This window comes from Bacillus sp. FJAT-45066, assembly GCF_002335755.1.
GTDB lineage: Bacteria > Bacillota > Bacilli > Bacillales > Bacillaceae_I > Bacillus_CD > Bacillus_CD alkalisoli.
In genome coordinates this window covers 2,807,855-2,826,489 of sequence record NZ_NISQ01000001.1, presented here as the reverse complement: position 1 = coordinate 2,826,489, position 18,635 = coordinate 2,807,855, and the positions used below count along the sequence as shown (strand labels likewise).

General features: G+C 39.9%; 8 protein-coding genes, 2 rRNA genes and 2 riboswitches. Of the genes, 9 read left to right on the top strand and 1 reads right to left on the bottom strand.

The features are described 5' to 3' along the window. Positions 1-37: 37 nt before the first annotated feature. On the bottom strand, positions 38-1,213 hold the full coding sequence (locus CDZ92_RS14175) for a DUF4317 domain-containing protein (protein WP_096155840.1): 1,176 nt from the start codon (positions 1,211-1,213) through the stop codon (positions 38-40). Positions 1,214-1,501: 288 nt separating this feature from the next. Here CDZ92_RS14175 and CDZ92_RS14170 point away from each other — a divergent pair, with 288 nt between their 5' ends. The 9 genes from CDZ92_RS14170 to CDZ92_RS14130 all read left to right on the top strand — a co-directional run bounded on the left by CDZ92_RS14170 (position 1,502) and on the right by CDZ92_RS14130 (position 18,603). Next, the gene (locus tag CDZ92_RS14170) at positions 1,502-3,340 is read left to right on the top strand and encodes a sensor histidine kinase (RefSeq protein ID WP_096155839.1); all 1,839 of its coding nucleotides are present in this window, start codon (positions 1,502-1,504) and stop codon (positions 3,338-3,340) included. 455 nt (positions 3,341-3,795) lie between these two features. Then, positions 3,796-4,311: a YusW family protein gene (locus CDZ92_RS14165; protein ID WP_096155838.1), complete on the top strand. Its 516-nt coding sequence runs from the start codon at positions 3,796-3,798 to the stop codon at positions 4,309-4,311. A gap of 926 nt (positions 4,312-5,237) precedes the next feature. After that, the gene (locus tag CDZ92_RS14160; protein WP_096155837.1) at positions 5,238-6,194 is read left to right on the top strand and encodes an AAA family ATPase; all 957 of its coding nucleotides are present in this window, start codon (positions 5,238-5,240) and stop codon (positions 6,192-6,194) included. After that, complete coding sequence (locus CDZ92_RS14155; protein ID WP_227521558.1) at positions 6,191-7,399, top strand: DUF58 domain-containing protein; 1,209 nt, start codon at positions 6,191-6,193, stop codon at positions 7,397-7,399. The genes CDZ92_RS14160 and CDZ92_RS14155 overlap by 4 nt, the downstream gene beginning before the upstream one ends. Positions 7,400-7,401: 2 nt before the next feature. Further along, the gene (locus tag CDZ92_RS14150) at positions 7,402-9,624 is read left to right on the top strand and encodes a DUF4129 domain-containing transglutaminase family protein (RefSeq protein WP_096155835.1); all 2,223 of its coding nucleotides are present in this window, start codon (positions 7,402-7,404) and stop codon (positions 9,622-9,624) included. Between the two features lie 41 nt (positions 9,625-9,665). Next, positions 9,666-9,767, top strand: a riboswitch (purine riboswitch). A gap of 136 nt (positions 9,768-9,903) precedes the next feature. Beyond that, entirely contained in the window at positions 9,904-11,442 is a 1,539-nt protein-coding gene (gene guaA / locus CDZ92_RS14145) for a glutamine-hydrolyzing GMP synthase (protein WP_096155834.1), read from the top strand. A gap of 99 nt (positions 11,443-11,541) precedes the next feature. Then, positions 11,542-11,643: riboswitch (purine riboswitch) on the top strand. A 122-nt stretch (positions 11,644-11,765) separates the two neighbouring features. Next, positions 11,766-13,100, top strand: a complete 1,335-nt coding sequence (locus tag CDZ92_RS14140; RefSeq protein ID WP_096155833.1) for an NCS2 family permease — start codon at positions 11,766-11,768, stop codon at positions 13,098-13,100. A gap of 764 nt (positions 13,101-13,864) precedes the next feature. Next, positions 13,865-15,465, top strand: a 16S ribosomal RNA gene (locus CDZ92_RS14135). A 188-nt stretch (positions 15,466-15,653) separates the two neighbouring features. Continuing rightward, positions 15,654-18,603, top strand: a 23S ribosomal RNA gene (locus CDZ92_RS14130). Together the 16S and 23S rRNA genes form the textbook arrangement of a ribosomal RNA operon. Positions 18,604-18,635: the final 32 nt, after the last annotated feature.

Genomic DNA, 18,635 nt, shown 5'->3' with positions numbered 1-18,635 from the left:
AGCAGGTTACCGAGTTCGATAGTTTCATCAACGCTACTTACTTTTCCTCACCAAAAGCCTCCGGAATCATTTTAAATCCTTCAATTACAGTATCTTCTTCTACTTCTATCATTAAATAACTTTTGCCACTAAACTGAATTTGTTTTACATACCTTAAGTCTTGTGGACTGATGGAGATATTAGCTATTTTTGTGTTGATCTTAATAGATTTAGAATTGTATTTTGGTAAAACACTACTTGCTTTAATTTCATACTTTTCGTCATCAATAACTCGTTGGAAAGCTAATTCCACTTTGTCCGTACTTGCTTCTTCTACACCACTCATTCTTAATACACGACCGACGTCTTCGTAGTCCAATTTCGGTTGTTCTTCTTCTTCATTCTCTTGGATCATACGGTGAATTTCATCATACACATTCGAGAGTGTAGAAGTACTTAATTGATCACCTGTCACGTTTTTAATAATTTCTTCAAAAACGATCTTATCATCTTTTGCTGTCATCGTCTCTTCGCCATTTAGGACGTCCTCTATGAACGTATGATCAGGTTCGTGCACCTTTCCTGCGGAGTAAAGAACGTGATTAACGTCTGCTGCGTTATCCGTAAAACTTGGGAAAAGAAATCCTGCAATTGGTGCATTAAGGTTAATAACGGGGTCTAAAACAAAATTGTATTTAAACTCTTTTCCTACATAATCAAAAAGCAGTTCTTTCTTCGGTTCTTGTGTGTTGTTAATACTACACAATATAAAAGGATGAGAATAAACGGTACCTCTATCATTTTCTTCTGTATCATCTCCTCCGCGCTTCATCTTCTTTCTGTATTCGCCACGTATAAATGTAACAACGATATCCATCTCATATTGGCGACTGGCAAGCATTTTACTTATTACTTGAAGCATCTGCTCTCTCCAACCGTCAACATCTGGGCTTAATAACCCTTGATGCAAAATAAGCTGGCTATTATTGTCCGCATCGCGACGAAACTTTAGTTCAAATAGTTTCTCGTCTAGTTGACCACCAAGCATTTTTTTAAAGTTATTTAAAAACAATTCTTGTTGGTCTTTATCTAGCATTTCGAAAGGTTGGCTTTGGTGGTGGTATATGTCATTTGATTCCTTCAGTATATACACATTAAAAATGTCGCTTATTTTTAAAGCTTCGTTTTCAGGTTTAAATTGTTTTCGAAAATGTGCGATGTCTTTTTTATTCATAATTTAAAAACACTCCTAGATTAAAAGATACTTTATACTAAACGAAAGCATCCTTTATTTTATCATAGCTAAGAAGTAATTGATTAGGAATGAAGATAGAAGTATGACAGAAAAATACTTTACTGTGTACAAAATATATTCAACTGGATTTTATAAAAATAATCTCATATGGACTATTCCTACAATAAAACATTTAAGGAAATTAGTTTTTTTGATAAAATTAATAAAAGTAAAAAATTAAGCAAATTTAGAATATTTCGCTAGTTTTGCTGTATAGGAGTTGTGAATATGAACTTACTGTCTATGGCTCTTAATAAGTTGGAGAAAGCAATCGTTATCGTATCGGATCAAAATGAAGTTGCTTTCATAAACGAGGCGTGTGAAAAACTCTTTGAAATTGATAAAAAAGATTCCGTTGGGAAAGATATGGAGAGTCTTTTTGCTAATCAATCAGAAGGCGGAACGATAGATTTAAACAAAGAAACTAGTGAACATATTGTCATTAATGGGAAAACGTATCAATACACAATCACCCTATTGGAAGAAGACCAACAAAAGGGTGGAAAATTAATAACGTTTACTAAAGTTTCTTTCCATAATGTAATGAAGGATATTAATTTTAACACCATCTTCAATTGTGCAGACGATGGAATGATTTTACTTGAACTGAATGACTTAGAACCTAAAGTGATAGATGTGAATGAGAAAATGTTAGAAATTCTTGGATATTGTAAAGAAGAATTTCTAACTTTGAGAATGAATGATATCTTGCACCAAGACTATCATCAAGTTGCAATGGATACGCAGAAGAAATACTTAGAAACAAAAGATCCCATATCGGAATCTATCGATACTGTTTATTTGAATAAATATAATGAAAATGTGTATGTAGATGTCACGTTAACAAAATATGAGCAAGAGAATAAAACGTTTGTGATTGTGAATGCCAGGGATAAGACAGTACAAAAGCATTATAAAGATATGTTATTAGAATCTATTAACTTTAATCAAAAACTGTTAGATTCTTTACAAATGTGTGTTTCTGTAATAGAGAATGGGCGTATGGTCATGTCTAATAGTAGAGGGTATGAATATTTTTATTTAGACCCTATTACACAAAATATTCAAGGCTTAACGGTAGAAGAATGGTTTGAACTTTTAACTCCTAATATGGCTGAGCCAGACGTTGTTTTTCCTTATGCAATAGAGATAATAAAAGTAGGAGCACCTGTTAGAGATTGGGAAATAAAGTTGAAGGATGGTCGTTACTTAAAAGTAGATTTCATACCGATACGACTAAGTGGTGATAAAACGCTATATGTGTTTGTCGGAGCGGATATAACGGATATGAAACAAATGTTAGATTCGTTAGCGAGAGCAAAAAGAGAAGCGGAAAATGCCACTCAAGCTAAAAATTTGTTTTTATCCCAAGTAAGTCATGATTTACGAACACCGTTAAATAGTATATTTGGTTTTGCTCAACTATTACAAATGCAAAAGGAAGGTTCGTTGAAACAAAATAGTTGGATCAATAAAATATATGATTCGGCCAAATTGTTGAATGGATTGCTACAAGACGTACTAGACTTTTCTGTCCTTGAGTCTGGTAATGTGAAATATAATAATGAACCACTTTCTATCATAAAATCTATGAAGCTGGCGTGTGGAGCAGTAGAGGGAATAGCGCGAAGTAAGAATATAGTTTTAACAAATAATTATCCGTTAAGAGATACGTTCGTTTACGGTGATGAAAATAGGTTAAATCAGATATTACTTAACCTTCTTTCTAACGCGATTAAATACAACAAGGAGTTTGGGAAAGTGTCACTAAATGTAGCGATTTCAAGAAATAGTGTTATATTTCATATTGAAGATTCTGGTATAGGGATCGAGGAACATAACCTGCCTTTTGTATTCCAACCATTTTATCGTGTAAATGGACAAACAACCGAAGAAGGCACAGGTCTTGGATTAGCTATAGTAGCATCTTTGGTGCAACAATTGGGTGGCACATATGGAATAGAGAGTAATATTGGAGTCGGTACAAAAGTGTCGGTAACGATACCTATTTTCCAGTGTGAAGAAAGTAAAACTGAGTCCCAATGCGAAAGCGTTAGGAGTAATTGAGTTAATAACTGTATATAAAGAATATAGTAAGCTAATCGAGGACAATAAAAAGCAGGACCGAAAAACGATTAGGTTTTTGTCCTGCATTTTTATAAATTAATCTGATAAGTGTTCAAAAATGTTCATGATCAATGCTTCAAATTTACCTCGTTGCTGTTTTGATACACCTTTTATTTGATCACGATTAGCTAACAAATATGCTTCGAATTCATTGCTTCCTATCGGTAGTCTTGATGAAGTTTACAAATAACTGACAAATGTAGACAAAAGTATTATGGTTCAAATTTACTATTTTTTCAAGTTTCATTTGTAAGAAAAACTCGAAATATGTTGATGGAATATAGAATAATGACGTGTCAGACAAAATTCCTATCGTTATAAAAAAAGATTATTTATGTTTACGTATATTCGTATTCGGTTACTTACCTTGTATACAAAACAAGGAGGACAAGTAAATGAAAAAAACATCTTACATTTTAACAGGGGTATTTGCAGCATCGTTATTTTTAGTTGGTTGTAACACAGACACGGAAGTAGATAATCCAGCACCAGAGGATGTAGTAGTAGAAGATGAGAATGATGGTTTTGACATGGATGGTGACGATGGAGAGGTTTTTGAAGAAGAAGAGCCAGCAACAACAGCATTTGGTTTTACTCATTTTGATATGAAGGCAAGCTATGAAGGTATGGGAGAAAATTATGAAGTATATTATGAGCACAAAACAGACGAAGTTCATGCAGAAATCGATGATGCAAGAACTGGTATGAACCTAGAAGGTGACGAAGCTTATACAGAGCTAGAAGGAATCTTCCAATCGTTAGATATTAATAGCATGATGACAGAAGAAGAAATACTTAGAGCTGTAATTGATGGATTCAACTTAGATGAAAGCTATGAAAAACTAGAAGTAAAAATTACGTTTGAAGATGGAACAGAAGTTGACGTAGAACACGACCAAGATAACGAATAATAATTAAAGGCTGGGACAAAACCAGCGAACTAAATTGAGGAGGCCTGTAAGAACATTTTTTGTTCTTGCGGGCCTCTACTTATTAATGGAACAAAGAAATTATTTGATACGAAAGATAATCCTTGATGAACTCTCTAGAAAAGAACTTCATTAACCTGATGAAGTACAACTCCACCCAATATTTAATGGCCGATGAACTTCATAAACCTGATGAAGTACAACTACACCTAATATTTAACGCCCAATGAACTTCATAAGCCTGATGAAGTAAAACTCCACCCAATATTTAATGCCCAATGAACTTCATAAGCCCGATGAAGTACAACTGCACCCAATATTTAATGGCCGATGAACTTCATCGGCCTCTTTAAATGATTGGCTGTGTTAATGTTCGCTGTTGATTTCCGTGCAAGGCTTCGCTTTCCGCGGGCGGGCCGGGAGCCTCCTCGACGCAAGCGTCTGTGGGGTCTCCCATTCCCCGCTTCTCCCGCAGGAGTCTCAGCCTTGCACGGAAATCAACAGGTATTAGTATATAATAATCAATACTAAACTTTAACAAAGCTAAATGATTAAACATGCGCAGAAATCATTAGCTAGATAACCTTGATAAAATATTATTCCTTACAACGTATACACCTGCAGGAGAAGCGATGACATGCTCGGAAATCAACAGAGGTGTAATGTTTAATGAAACCTTTTTATCTATTATGCGTTCTTATAACTGTTTAATAGTAGATCTATTTTTACCTAAAATTGGCCATACCTCACATTATCCTTTAGAAGCTTTAATTTGTTATTATGTATATATAAGGAAAATTTAGAAAATAAGAAAGGGAAACAAGCGTTAGGTCTCGAATAGTAAGTAAGTTAGGATATTTTGTCAAAAATTAAAAGATAAAGATAGAACATAGGGGGACGAGAGGAATATGGAGAACATGCAACCACAAGTGCAAAGAATTATAGATAATATTGGAAAAGTAATGATAGGTAAGCAACATGTAGCAGAGTTAAGTGTTGTATCATTATTAGCAGGCGGACACGTTTTATTAGAAGACGTTCCAGGAGTAGGAAAAACAATGATGGTTCGAGCTCTAGCAAAATCAGTTGGAGCAGAATTTAAAAGAATTCAATTTACCCCAGACTTACTTCCTTCAGATGTTACCGGAAGCTCCGTTTACAATCCAAAAGAATTACGTTTTGAATTCCGTCCAGGACCAATTATGGGCAATATTATTTTAGCAGATGAAATTAATCGTACTTCTCCAAAAACACAAGCTGCGTTACTTGAAGGTATGGAAGAGGCAAGTGTTACGGTTGATGGCAACACTTTGCAACTCGATAGACCTTTCTTTGTTATGGCTACTCAAAATCCGATTGAATATGAAGGGACATATCCACTACCAGAAGCGCAATTAGACCGTTTCTTGTTTAAAATGAATATGGGATACCCAACACCACAAGAAGAGGTGGATATTTTAAATTCAACAGAAAAGCGCCAACCAATCCATGAATTAGAGTCGGTTGTGACTTTAGAAGAGCTACGAGAAATGCAGTTACAAGTAAAAGAAGTGCATGTAGACCAAACGGTAAAAGAATATATTGTAGATATGATGAATCGTACACGTACCCATCAAGCGGTTTATTTAGGAGCGAGTCCTCGTGGATCTGTTGCACTTATGAAAGCGGCGCAAAGCTATGCTTTTGTTAAAGGCAGAGATTATGTACTTCCAGATGATGTTCAATACTTAGCAAAATATGCTTTAACACATCGTATTATTTTAAAATCGGAAGCGAAGTTTGAAGGAATTACGGCAGAACAAGTTATAGATAAAGTAATAAATCGCACACCTGTTCCAGTACAAAGGTCGATGAGTAGATCATGATGAAATTCAAGAAACTAAAAAAGATCTCGAAGTTATCTACTTTTTTATTTCTTGTCGCCATTCTCTTTGTATTCGCAATGTTTCAAGGTGGTTTTGTTAGTTGGTTTTTATTTTTCAGCTTCCTGCCATTTGCTATCTACTCTTTTATGATATTGTTATACCCGTTAAGAGATATAAAAGTATCCAGAACATTAGACAAAGAGAAATATAGAGCAAGAGATAGATTAATTGGGACGATTACAATAAATCGCATTTTACCGTTTCCGGTCAGTTACTTATTAGTGGAAGAAATAATGCCCTCTGACTTAGTTTTTTGTCAACAATCTACACAAGCTAAAAAAATATTTTTCCCATGGTTCAAACGTTCTTTTACTTTCCAATATGCTCTAGAACGCATACCGCGTGGAGAGCATACGTTCACAACTGTTCGTGTAAAATGTGGTGATTTTTTTGGTCTTGTAGAAAAAGAAAGAATCATCCGTGTGAAAAATTCATTTCTAGTATATCCTCATTATGAAGAAATGGTTTATAAGCAAAACGAAAATAAATTTGACCAAGGTTCAACTTCCTCCAAGATGAAGTTAATTCGTGATACATCAATGACAGTTGGTGTTCGTGAATATCAACCTGGAGACAGATTTTCTTGGATTGATTGGAAAGCTACAGCACGAAGAAATGATATTATGACCAAAGAGTTCGAACAGCAACAAAGTCATGATGTGTTAATTATATTAGACCGCTCACAACAATCTTCCTTTGAAAGTGCGGTTAGTGTAACGGCGGCTTTGACGAAAGCTGTATTAAAGTATGGTTCACAAGTAGGTCTTGTATCCATTGGAAAAGATCGCTCCAATTTTAGTATGAGGAGCGGTGAAGAACATTTTGCAGAAATGTATTATCATTTAGCACGTGTGCAACCAAACAACCTGTCTAGCTTCGGCAATACAGTTGAAATGGAAATCGGAAAAGTCTCTCCGCATGTTACGTTTATATTTGTGACTGGGAAGTTAGAAAAGGATACCGTTCAAACGATCGAAAAATTAACTTATCGCAACATGAATTTGCAACTTTACCTCACGAAGGATGATGGTAAGAAAATTTCTAAAGAAGAACTAACGCTTATGGAGTCATTAAAAAGAAGGAACGTAGATGTGAGGACAATATCAAAAGGACATTACACGTCTATGTTTAGTGAGGTGAGTTAACTATGTCCAACTCGACTCATTCAGAAAGAACCATGTATTCATTATTAATGCACTTGTTCGGTTTCTTACTTTTGTTAGAATGGGTTAGGCCTCTAAATCAGATAACAGATACGGCAAATTTATATGTTTTCGTAGTGTTTGTTGGTGTGGCCTTTACAATTTCCTATCTACAATTAGTTCCAATCATAAAAGTCACGATACAAGCTGGTTTTTTACTTTACTTTTTGCATAGTCTATATTTCATGGAATCTTTTTTGAGCAAAGCATGGCTAGAAGCTTTTTGGAGTCACATGAAATATAACTTTAATATTATGCTGGTGAACGATTGGTCTGCGATGAGCAATCTGTTTAGAACGCTGCTATTGTTTATTTTGTTATGGCTAATTAGTTATTTACTAATCTATTGGATTTTACATCGTAAAAAAATGTTTCTGTTTGTCGTGATGACGATATCATATGTAGCAATACTAGATACTTTCACCATATATGATGGTAGTATGGCTATTGTTCGACTAATGTTTGTAGGTATGTTGATTGTTGGTTTTGTTTATATGGAGCGATTAAGAGAAAAAGAGGGTTTGTTCAAAGATAAGAAAATTTGGATTGCTTGGGGAACTCCTCTTGTCGTATTCGTTTTAGTATCCACTGCATTCGGTTACCTTTCTCCTAAAGCGGAGCCGGTATGGCCAGATCCAGTTCCATTTTTAACAAGTGTCGGTGAAGGGATAGGTAATGGCACTGGCGATGTGAAGAAAATTGGCTATGGAGAAGATGATAGTCGTCTTGGTGGGCCATTTATTGGCGATCCTACTGTCGTTTTTAAAGCAGAGGTAGAGCGTAGACATTATTGGAGAGTAGAATCAAAGGACATATACACCGGAAAAGGTTGGGATAATACGGACGATGCTATCAATCGTGTAGATGACGGTGATATATCTGCTTTTCCTTGGTTTGCGGACGAAGTATCAACAGATAATTTGACTGCAAAGTTGTTTATGGAGTTAAAATACCCTCATATTAACTATCCGATTGGTGTTACAAACGTGGAAGCACTCGATGAAGACGTTGAAGTTCGGTATGAATTTAATGAAGCTACACAAAAAATTGTAACGAGAAACAGTTCCAACAATAATGAGGTACTGTTAGATTCTTATATGGTGGAATATGAATATCCTACATTTTATATTGAACGTTTAAAAGCAGTGCAAAGTGGAACGGGTTCAGAAAGTGATGAGGATTTTTATAATAGATATACGCAATTGCCATCTTCTTTACCTAATCGTGTGAAAAATTTAGCAGAAGAAATTACAGGATCTTTTCAATCGAGATACGATCAAGTAGTAGCAGTGGAAAGATATTTTGCCCGTAATGACTTTGAATATGAAACAACGAACGTTGCTGTTCCAAGAGGTAATGAAGATTACGTGGATCAATTTTTATTTGAAACGCAAATGGGTTACTGTGATAACTTTTCAACCTCAATGGTTGTACTACTCAGATCCGTTGGAATACCAGCTCGATGGGTAAAAGGGTATTCTGAAGGAGAATTTGTTACACTAAATGCTGATGGAACAAGAGTATATGAAGTAGCCAACAATAATGCACACTCATGGGTAGAAGTGTATTTCCCTGAAGTAGGGTGGGTAACGTTTGAACCGACTAGCGGTTTTAACAACCCATACCGCTTTACGTATGAATCCATTTCAGGTGAAGGAGAAAACGGTAATGGAGAAGACCAAATTCCAGAACGAGCGGAAGAAAATGTAGATGGTCGTGATAGAAGTGAAAGTGAGTTACCAGAAGAAAAAGCTGATAGAAACAATACGACTGGAATTGACTTTGCGCTAGATATTACTTTTTCTTGGAAGGCTGTCGGTTTGATTGTTGGAGCGTTCGCTTTAACTTTCTTGTTGTTATGGACGACAAGGAAAAAATGGTCCCCGCATCTATACATTCTTCTATATAAGAATAGAAAAGATGATAAAGTGTTCTCGCTTGCCTATGCCAAATTATTAAAGCACATGCAAGCCAATGGACTTACGAGAGAACAAGGGCAAACTTTGCGCGAATACGCCAAACAAGTAGACCATTATTTTAAGTCTTCGGAAATGCAGACGTTGACTGATCGTTTTGAGCGTGTCATTTATAGAGGTAATTCTTCAAAAGAAGAATGGGAAAAATCCATTGAATTGTGGGAAAATTTAATTAAAAAGAGATCATCTTGACCGTAGTGTGACAGACTGATAGAATAAGAAACATTAAATGAACAACTTATATATATTGGCTTCATATATCCTCGATAATATGGTTCGAGAGTCTCTACCGGGTCGCCGTAAATGACCTGACTATGAAGGCAGTTTTTTTCTAGTAGACTAGGATTCTGCCTTCTTCATACTTATTTGGAGAATAGAATTTTAGTCTTTTTTGTTTATTCAAGACATGAAATTTCTACTATAGGAAAAAATAAGTCTACAACACAATTCTGTATATGGGGTGTGAGAAGGATGGAAAATATTCAAGAAATGATCGTCGTTTTAGATTTTGGTAGTCAATATAATCAGTTAATTACTCGTCGTATTCGTGAGTTTGGTGTATATAGTGAGTTACACCCTCATACGATTACAGCAGAAGAAATAAAAGAAATGAACCCAAAAGGTATCATTTTTTCTGGCGGACCAAACAGTGTATACGGAGAAGATGCATTTAGCTGTGATGAGCGAATCTTTGACTTAGGTGTTCCGGTACTTGGAATATGCTATGGTATGCAATTAATGACAAAACACTTTGGTGGAAGAGTAGAGAAAGCGGCACACCGTGAGTATGGAAAAGCTACTGTTACCGTAACAAATCAATCAACAATTTATAACGAACTACCTGAGCAACAAGTGGTTTGGATGAGCCATGGTGACCTTGTAGTGGAAGCGCCAGAAGGTTTTGTAACGGACATTACTAGTAGTTCTTGTCCGATTGCTGGAATTAGTAATGAAGAACGTAACCTTTATGGAGTGCAATTCCACCCAGAAGTACGCCATTCTGTATACGGAAATGACTTGTTAAAGAACTTTGTTTTCGGAGTTTGTGCATGTACGGAAAGTTGGTCAATGGAAAACTTCATTGAGTTAGAAATGGACAAAATTCGCGACTTAGTTGGAGATAAAAAGGTTCTTTGTGCCCTAAGTGGAGGGGTAGATTCATCTGTGGTAGCAGTATTAATTCATAAGGCAATTGGTGACCAGTTAACATGTATTTTTGTTGACCACGGCCTATTGCGAAAAGGTGAAGCGGAACAAGTAATGAAAACATTCACAGAAGGCTTTAACATGAATGTGATCAAAGTAGATGCAAAAGAACGTTTCATGGCAAAATTAAAAGGTGTTTCTGACCCTGAGCAAAAACGTAAAATTATCGGCAACGAATTTATCTATGTATTTGATGATGAGTCTTCTAAGTTAGAAGGTATTGATTACTTAGCACAAGGTACACTTTACACGGATATTATTGAAAGTGGTACAGCTACGGCTCAAACGATTAAATCGCATCATAATGTAGGTGGACTTCCAGAAGATATGCAGTTCCAATTAATCGAACCATTAAACACGCTATTTAAAGATGAAGTTCGTGCGTTAGGAACTGAGCTTGGTATGCCAGACGAAGTGGTTTGGCGTCAACCTTTCCCAGGACCAGGATTAGGTATTCGTGTTTTAGGAGAAGTGACAGAAGAAAAGTTAGAGATCGTCCGTGAGTCAGATGCAATTTTACGTGATGAAATTAGAAAAGCTGGATTAGAGCGTGATGTTTGGCAATACTTCACAGTACTACCTGACATTCGTTCTGTAGGAGTAATGGGAGATCAGCGTACGTATGACTACACAATTGGTATTCGCGCGGTAACGTCTATTGATGGAATGACATCTGACTGGGCTAGAATTCCATGGGATGTACTAGAAGCTATTTCGACAAGAATTGTAAATGAAGTAAATCATATCAACCGAGTTGTTTACGATATTACAAGTAAACCACCAGCAACTATCGAGTGGGAATAAGTAATTTCTAGTTTAAATACGAATGAAAACGAACATTCTTTAAAGAATGTTCGTTTTTTAGTTGACTTTTCTTTTGGTGTGAAATAAAATGAGAGAGTAATAATTTAATAGTTCATATGTCGTATAATGTCGGGAATATGGCCCGAAAGTTTCTACCAGGCTACCTTAAATAGCTTGACTACGAGATATTGTAAAATATAGATGCCCTTTTTATTGTTTTGAATTGGGTTGAATCTCTGTTTTCTATGTCCTCGTATGTTAAGCGCTCTGGTTAGAAAGAGCGCTTTTTTTAATTTTATTTATATTCGAGGAGGATGCACCATATGAAGCGTTATTTTGAGTTTGAAAAGCACAGTACAAGTTACAGGAAGGAATCTATTGCTGGTTTGACAACATTCTTAGCAATGGCATACATCTTAATTGTTAATCCATTTATGTTATCACTAGGATCTGTTCCTGATCTTCCAGATTCCATGAGAATGGATCAAGGTGCGGTATTTACAGCTACTGCATTAGCAGCAGCAATCGGATGTTTAATTATGGGTCTTTATGCTAAATACCCAATTGCACTAGCACCAGGAATGGGGTTAAACGCATTCTTTGCTTATACGGTAGTGTTAGTAATGGGTATTCCTTGGCAAACGGCATTAGCGGGTGTATTCGTATCCGGTATTATTTTTATCTTTTTAACATTATTCGGTGTTCGTGAAAAAATTATAAATGCCATCCCTGAACAATTGAAATATGCAGTTGGAGCGGGTATTGGATTATTTATTACATTTATCGGTTTCCAAAACTCAGGTATTATTGTTTCACAAGATGCAACCCTAGTTCAACTAGGTGACTTAACGAATGGTAATACGCTACTTGCAATCTTTGGATTAGTAGTAACAGTCATTTTAATGGTAAGAGGCTTTAAAGGCGGTATTTTCTTCGGAATGGTAATTACAGCTATTGCTGGTATGGTAGTTGGATTAATTCAAGCTCCTACAACAGTAAGTGATGTTGTGGGGCCTGTACCAAGCTTAGGTCCAACTTTCGGAGCAGCAATTACTCATTTAGGTGATGTTTTTACGATTCAAATGCTAGTTGTTATTTTAACTTTCTTATTCGTTGATTTCTTTGATACTGCAGGTACACTTGTATCTGTTGCAAACCAAGCAGGTTTCATGAAAGATGGCAAGTTGCCTCGTGCTAACAAAGCGCTATTTGCTGATTCAGCTGCAACAGTTGCCGGTTCTGTATTAGGTACATCTACGACAACATCTTACATTGAATCATCTGCAGGTGTAGCGGCGGGAGGGAGAACTGGCTTTACATCCGTTGTAACAGCTGGACTATTCTTGCTAGCATTATTTTTCTCTCCTTTATTATCTGTAATTACTGCACCAGTTACGGCTCCAGCGTTAATTATCGTTGGTGTGCTAATGGTATCTTCTTTAGGGAAGATTGCTTGGGATCGTTTCGAAATCGCTGTTCCAGCATTTTTAACTGTTATTGCAATGCCTTTAACGTACAGCATCGCAACTGGTATTGCGGTAGGATTTATCTTCTACCCAATTACAATGATCTTAAAAGGTAGAGGGAAAGAGATTCACCCAATCATGTATGGTTTGTTCTTTATCTTTATCCTGTACTTCATCTTCTTAGTAGAATAGAAAATTTACTCTTGAACACATGCACCTGATTCTAGGTGCATGTGTTTTTTTGTATGTTCTGTGCTTTGGGTGATGGTGAAAAAGTATTGAAACACAAAGTATGAAGATTGAAATAGAAATGTATAAAGTTGAAACACAAGTTGGATAATTGAAACACAAGTCGAGTTGAATTATGTTTCCAGTGGCAATTGTTACACAACCTAATCAAGTTGAAATATAAATATCTAAAATTGAAACACAAATAACCGGAAGATCGAAAAATGGTCAAAAACATCTTCCTAGTCATATGATTAGGTAATGTTGTGATGAATACTTGTCTTTGTGTGACTAATTGAATCTCTGGAAAGTGTAGATATTATATAGAAGAAACTAGTTAGTTTAGTTAATTGCTATAAAATTCCAATATGTGATAGTTGAGACGCGCTTGGATCAGATTCGGGGGTTTTATAAGATGTGACAAAAGCATCCGACACTATAAATAATATTATTCTAGAAAAACAGTTGACGTACTATTGTAATACGTGGTATATTAATTCTTGTCCTCACGAGACTAACAAGCTCGGTTGACAAGAAAGAAATTCAAAAACATGTTGACATGTATTGTTGAAACGTGTTATATTAGAAAAGTCGCTTCTGGGCGACAAGATAATAAAGAAGCTCTTTGAAAACTAAACAAAACAACAGCGTGTAAGTTAATCTTTAAGATTAACAACAAACAATTAATTGACATTAGTCAGCAACAAAATGAGCATAAGCTCAAACACTCTTCGGAGAGTTTGATCCTGGCTCAGGACGAACGCTGGCGGCGTGCCTAATACATGCAAGTCGAGCGAATCTGATAAAAGCTTGCTTTTGTCAGGTTAGCGGCGGACGGGTGAGTAACACGTGGGCAACCTGCCTGTAAGACTGGGATAACTTCGGGAAACCGGAGCTAATACCGGATAATATAAAGAACCTCCTGGTTCTTTATTGAAAGATGGTTTCGGCTATCACTTACAGATGGGCCCGCGGCGCATTAGCTAGTTGGTGAGGTAACGGCTCACCAAGGCAACGATGCGTAGCCGACCTGAGAGGGTGATCGGCCACACTGGGACTGAGACACGGCCCAGACTCCTACGGGAGGCAGCAGTAGGGAATCTTCCACAATGGACGAAAGTCTGATGGAGCAACGCCGCGTGAGCGATGAAGGCCTTCGGGTCGTAAAGCTCTGTTGTTAGGGAAGAACAAGTACCGGAGTAACTGCCGGTACCTTGACGGTACCTAACCAGAAAGCCACGGCTAACTACGTGCCAGCAGCCGCGGTAATACGTAGGTGGCAAGCGTTGTCCGGAATTATTGGGCGTAAAGCGCGCGCAGGCGGTTTCTTAAGTCTGATGTGAAAGCCCACGGCTCAACCGTGGAGGGTCATTGGAAACTGGGAAACTTGAGTGCAGAAGAGGAAAGTGGAATTCCACGTGTAGCGGTGAAATGCGTAGAGATGTGGAGGAACACCAGTGGCGAAGGCGACTTTCTGGTCTGTAACTGACGCTGAGGCGCGAAAGCGTGGGGAGCAAACAGGATTAGATACCCTGGTAGTCCACGCCGTAAACGATGAGTGCTAAGTGTTAGGGGGTTTCCGCCCCTTAGTGCTGCAGCTAACGCATTAAGCACTCCGCCTGGGGAGTACGGTCGCAAGACTGAAACTCAAAGGAATTGACGGGGGCCCGCACAAGCGGTGGAGCATGTGGTTTAATTCGAAGCAACGCGAAGAACCTTACCAGGTCTTGACATCCTTTTGCCTTCCCTAGAGATAGGGCGTTCCCCTTCGGGGGACAAAAGTGACAGGTGGTGCATGGTTGTCGTCAGCTCGTGTCGTGAGATGTTGGGTTAAGTCCCGCAACGAGCGCAACCCTTGATCTTAGTTGCCAGCATTAAGTTGGGCACTCTAAGATGACTGCCGGTGACAAACCGGAGGAAGGTGGGGATGACGTCAAATCATCATGCCCCTTATGACCTGGGCTACACACGTGCTACAATGGACGGTACAAAGGGCAGCAAAACCGCGAGGTCGAGCCAATCCCATAAAACCGTTCTCAGTTCGGATTGTAGGCTGCAACTCGCCTACATGAAGCTGGAATCGCTAGTAATCGCGGATCAGCATGCCGCGGTGAATACGTTCCCGGGCCTTGTACACACCGCCCGTCACACCACGAGAGTTTGTAACACCCGAAGTCGGTGGGGTAACCTGGGCACAACTTAGCCTCTTATAATTATGATAGGAAGTTAAGTTGTGCCTAGGAGCCAGCCGCCTAAGGTGGGACAGATGATTGGGGTGAAGTCGTAACAAGGTAGCCGTATCGGAAGGTGCGGCTGGATCACCTCCTTTCTAAGGAATAATACGCTTGTTGTTTTGTTTAGTTTTGAGAGAGCATTCCTCTTTCAAACTTTAGATAGTATAAAAGCTATCGAACCATGTTCTTTGAAAACTAGATAACATAAGTAATGTCAAGATACATCAAAAGTATCGTTCATCTTAGTAAATTTTCTTTATTAGATATCTATTCGCGATATCGAGGTTAAGTTATTAAGGGCGCACGGTGGATGCCTTGGCACTAGGAGCCGATGAAGGACGGGACTAACACCGATATGCTTTGGGGAGCTGTAAGTGAGCTTTGATCCAGAGATTTCCGAATGGGGAAACCCACTACTCGTAATGGAGTAGTATCTTTACCTGAATACATAGGGTAATGAAGGCAGACCCGGGGAACTGAAACATCTAAGTACCCGGAGGAAGAGAAAGCAAACGCGATTTCCTGAGTAGCGGCGAGCGAAACGGAATTAGCCCAAACCAAGAGGCTTGCCTCTTGGGGTTGTAGGACACTCAACATGGAGTTACAAAGGAACGGGGTAAATGAAGCGACCTGGAAAGGTCAGCCGTAGAAGGTAAAAGCCCTGTAGTTGAAACTTCGTTCCCTCCTGAGTGGATCCTGAGTACGGCGGGACACGAGAAATCCCGTCGGAAGCAGGGAGGACCATCTCCCAAGGCTAAATACTCCCTAGTGACCGATAGTGAACCAGTACCGTGAGGGAAAGGTGAAAAGCACCCCGGAAGGGGAGTGAAAAGATCCTGAAACCGTGTGCCTACAAGTAGTTAGAGCCCTATGTTTTTTCTTCGGAAAAAACCCGGGTGATAGCGTGCCTTTTGTAGAATGAACCGGCGAGTTACGATCCCGTGCAAGGTTAAGTCGATGAGACGGAGCCGTAGCGAAAGCGAGTCTGAATAGGGCGAATGAGTACGTGGTCGTAGACCCGAAACCAGGTGATCTACCCATGTCCAGGGTGAAGTTCAGGTAACACTGAATGGAGGCCCGAACCCACGCACGTTGAAAAGTGCGGGGATGAGGTGTGGGTAGGGGTGAAATGCCAATCGAACCTGGAGATAGCTGGTTCTCTCCGAAATAGCTTTAGGGCTAGCCTCATGTGTTAGAGTCTTGGAGGTAGAGCACTGATTGGACTAGGGGCCCTCATCGGGTTACCGAATTCAGTCAAACTCCGAATGCCAAAGACTTATCCATGGGAGTCAGACTGCGAGTGATAAGATCCGTAGTCAAGAGGGAAACAGCCCAGACCGCCAGCTAAGGTCCCAAAGTATACGTTAAGTGGAAAAGGATGTGGAGTTGCTTAGACAACCAGGATGTTGGCTTAGAAGCAGCCACCATTTAAAGAGTGCGTAATAGCTCACTGGTCGAGTGACTCTGCGCCGAAAATGTACCGGGGCTAAACGTATCACCGAAGCTGCGGACTGTTCTTACGAACAGTGGTAGGAGAGCGTTCTAAGGGCGTTGAAGCTAGACCGTAAGGACTGGTGGAGCGCTTAGAAGTGAGAATGCCGGTATGAGTAGCGAAAGATGGGTGAGAATCCCATCCACCGAATGCCTAAGGTTTCCTGAGGAAGGCTCGTCCGCTCAGGGTTAGTCAGGACCTAAGCCGAGGCCGAAAGGCGTAGGCGATGGATAACAGGTTGATATTCCTGTACCACCTTCACTCCGTTTGAGCAATGGGGGGACGCAGGAGGATAGGGTAAGCGCGCTGTTGGATATGCGCGTCCAAGCAGTAAGGCTGAGAAGTAGGCAAATCCGCTTCTCATAAAGGCTGAGCTGTGATGGCGAGGGAAATTTAGTACCGAAGTTCCTGATTTCACACTGCCAAGAAAAGCCTCTAGCGAGGAGAATGGTGCCTGTACCGCAAACCGACACAGGTAGGCGAGGAGAGAATCCTAAGGTGAGCGAGAGAACTCTGGTTAAGGAACTCGGCAAAATGACCCCGTAACTTCGGGAGAAGGGGTGCTCTGTTAGGGTGTTAAAGCCCGAGAGAGCCGCAGTGAATAGGCCCAGGCGACTGTTTAGCAAAAACACAGGTCTCTGCGAAGCCGCAAGGCGAAGTATAGGGGCTGACGCCTGCCCGGTGCTGGAAGGTTAAGGGGAGAGGTTAGCGCAAGCGAAGCTTTGAACCGAAGCCCCAGTAAACGGCGGCCGTAACTATAACGGTCCTAAGGTAGCGAAATTCCTTGTCGGGTAAGTTCCGACCCGCACGAAAGGCGTAACGATCTGGGCACTGTCTCAACCAGAGACTCGGTGAAATTATAGTACCTGTGAAGATGCAGGTTACCCGCGACAGGACGGAAAGACCCCGTGGAGCTTTACTGTAGCCTGATATTGAATTTTGGTACAGCTTGTACAGGATAGGTAGGAGCCTGAGAAGCCGGAGCGCTAGCTTCGGTGGAGGCGTCGGTGGGATACTACCCTGGCTGTATTGAAATTCTAACCCGCACCCCTAATCGGGGTGGGAGACAGTGTCAGGTGGGCAGTTTGACTGGGGCGGTCGCCTCCTAAAGAGTAACGGAGGCGCCCAAAGGTTCCCTCAGAATGGTTGGAAATCATTCGTAGAGTGTAAAGGCACAAGGGAGCTTGACTGCGAGACCTACAAGTCGAGCAGGGACGAAAGTCGGGCTTAGTGATCCGGTGGTTCCGCATGGAAGGGCCATCGCTCAACGGATAAAAGCTACCCCGGGGATAACAGGCTTATCTCCCCCAAGAGTCCACATCGACGGGGAGGTTTGGCACCTCGATGTCGGCTCATCGCATCCTGGGGCTGTAGTCGGTCCCAAGGGTTGGGCTGTTCGCCCATTAAAGCGGTACGCGAGCTGGGTTCAGAACGTCGTGAGACAGTTCGGTCCCTATCCGTCGTGGGCGCAGGAAATTTGAGAGGAGCTGTCCTTAGTACGAGAGGACCGGGATGGACGCACCGCTGGTGTACCAGTTGTCTTGCCAAAGGCATAGCTGGGTAGCTACGTGCGGACGGGATAAGTGCTGAAAGCATCTAAGCATGAAGCCCCCCTCAAGATGAGATTTCCTTTAGCGCAAGCTAGTAAGATCCCTGAAAGATGATCAGGTAGATAGGTTCGAGGTGGAAGCGTGGCGACACGTGTAGCTGACGAATACTAATAGATCGAGGACTTAACCAAATTAGAACGATACAATCACTTTCTTGACAGGA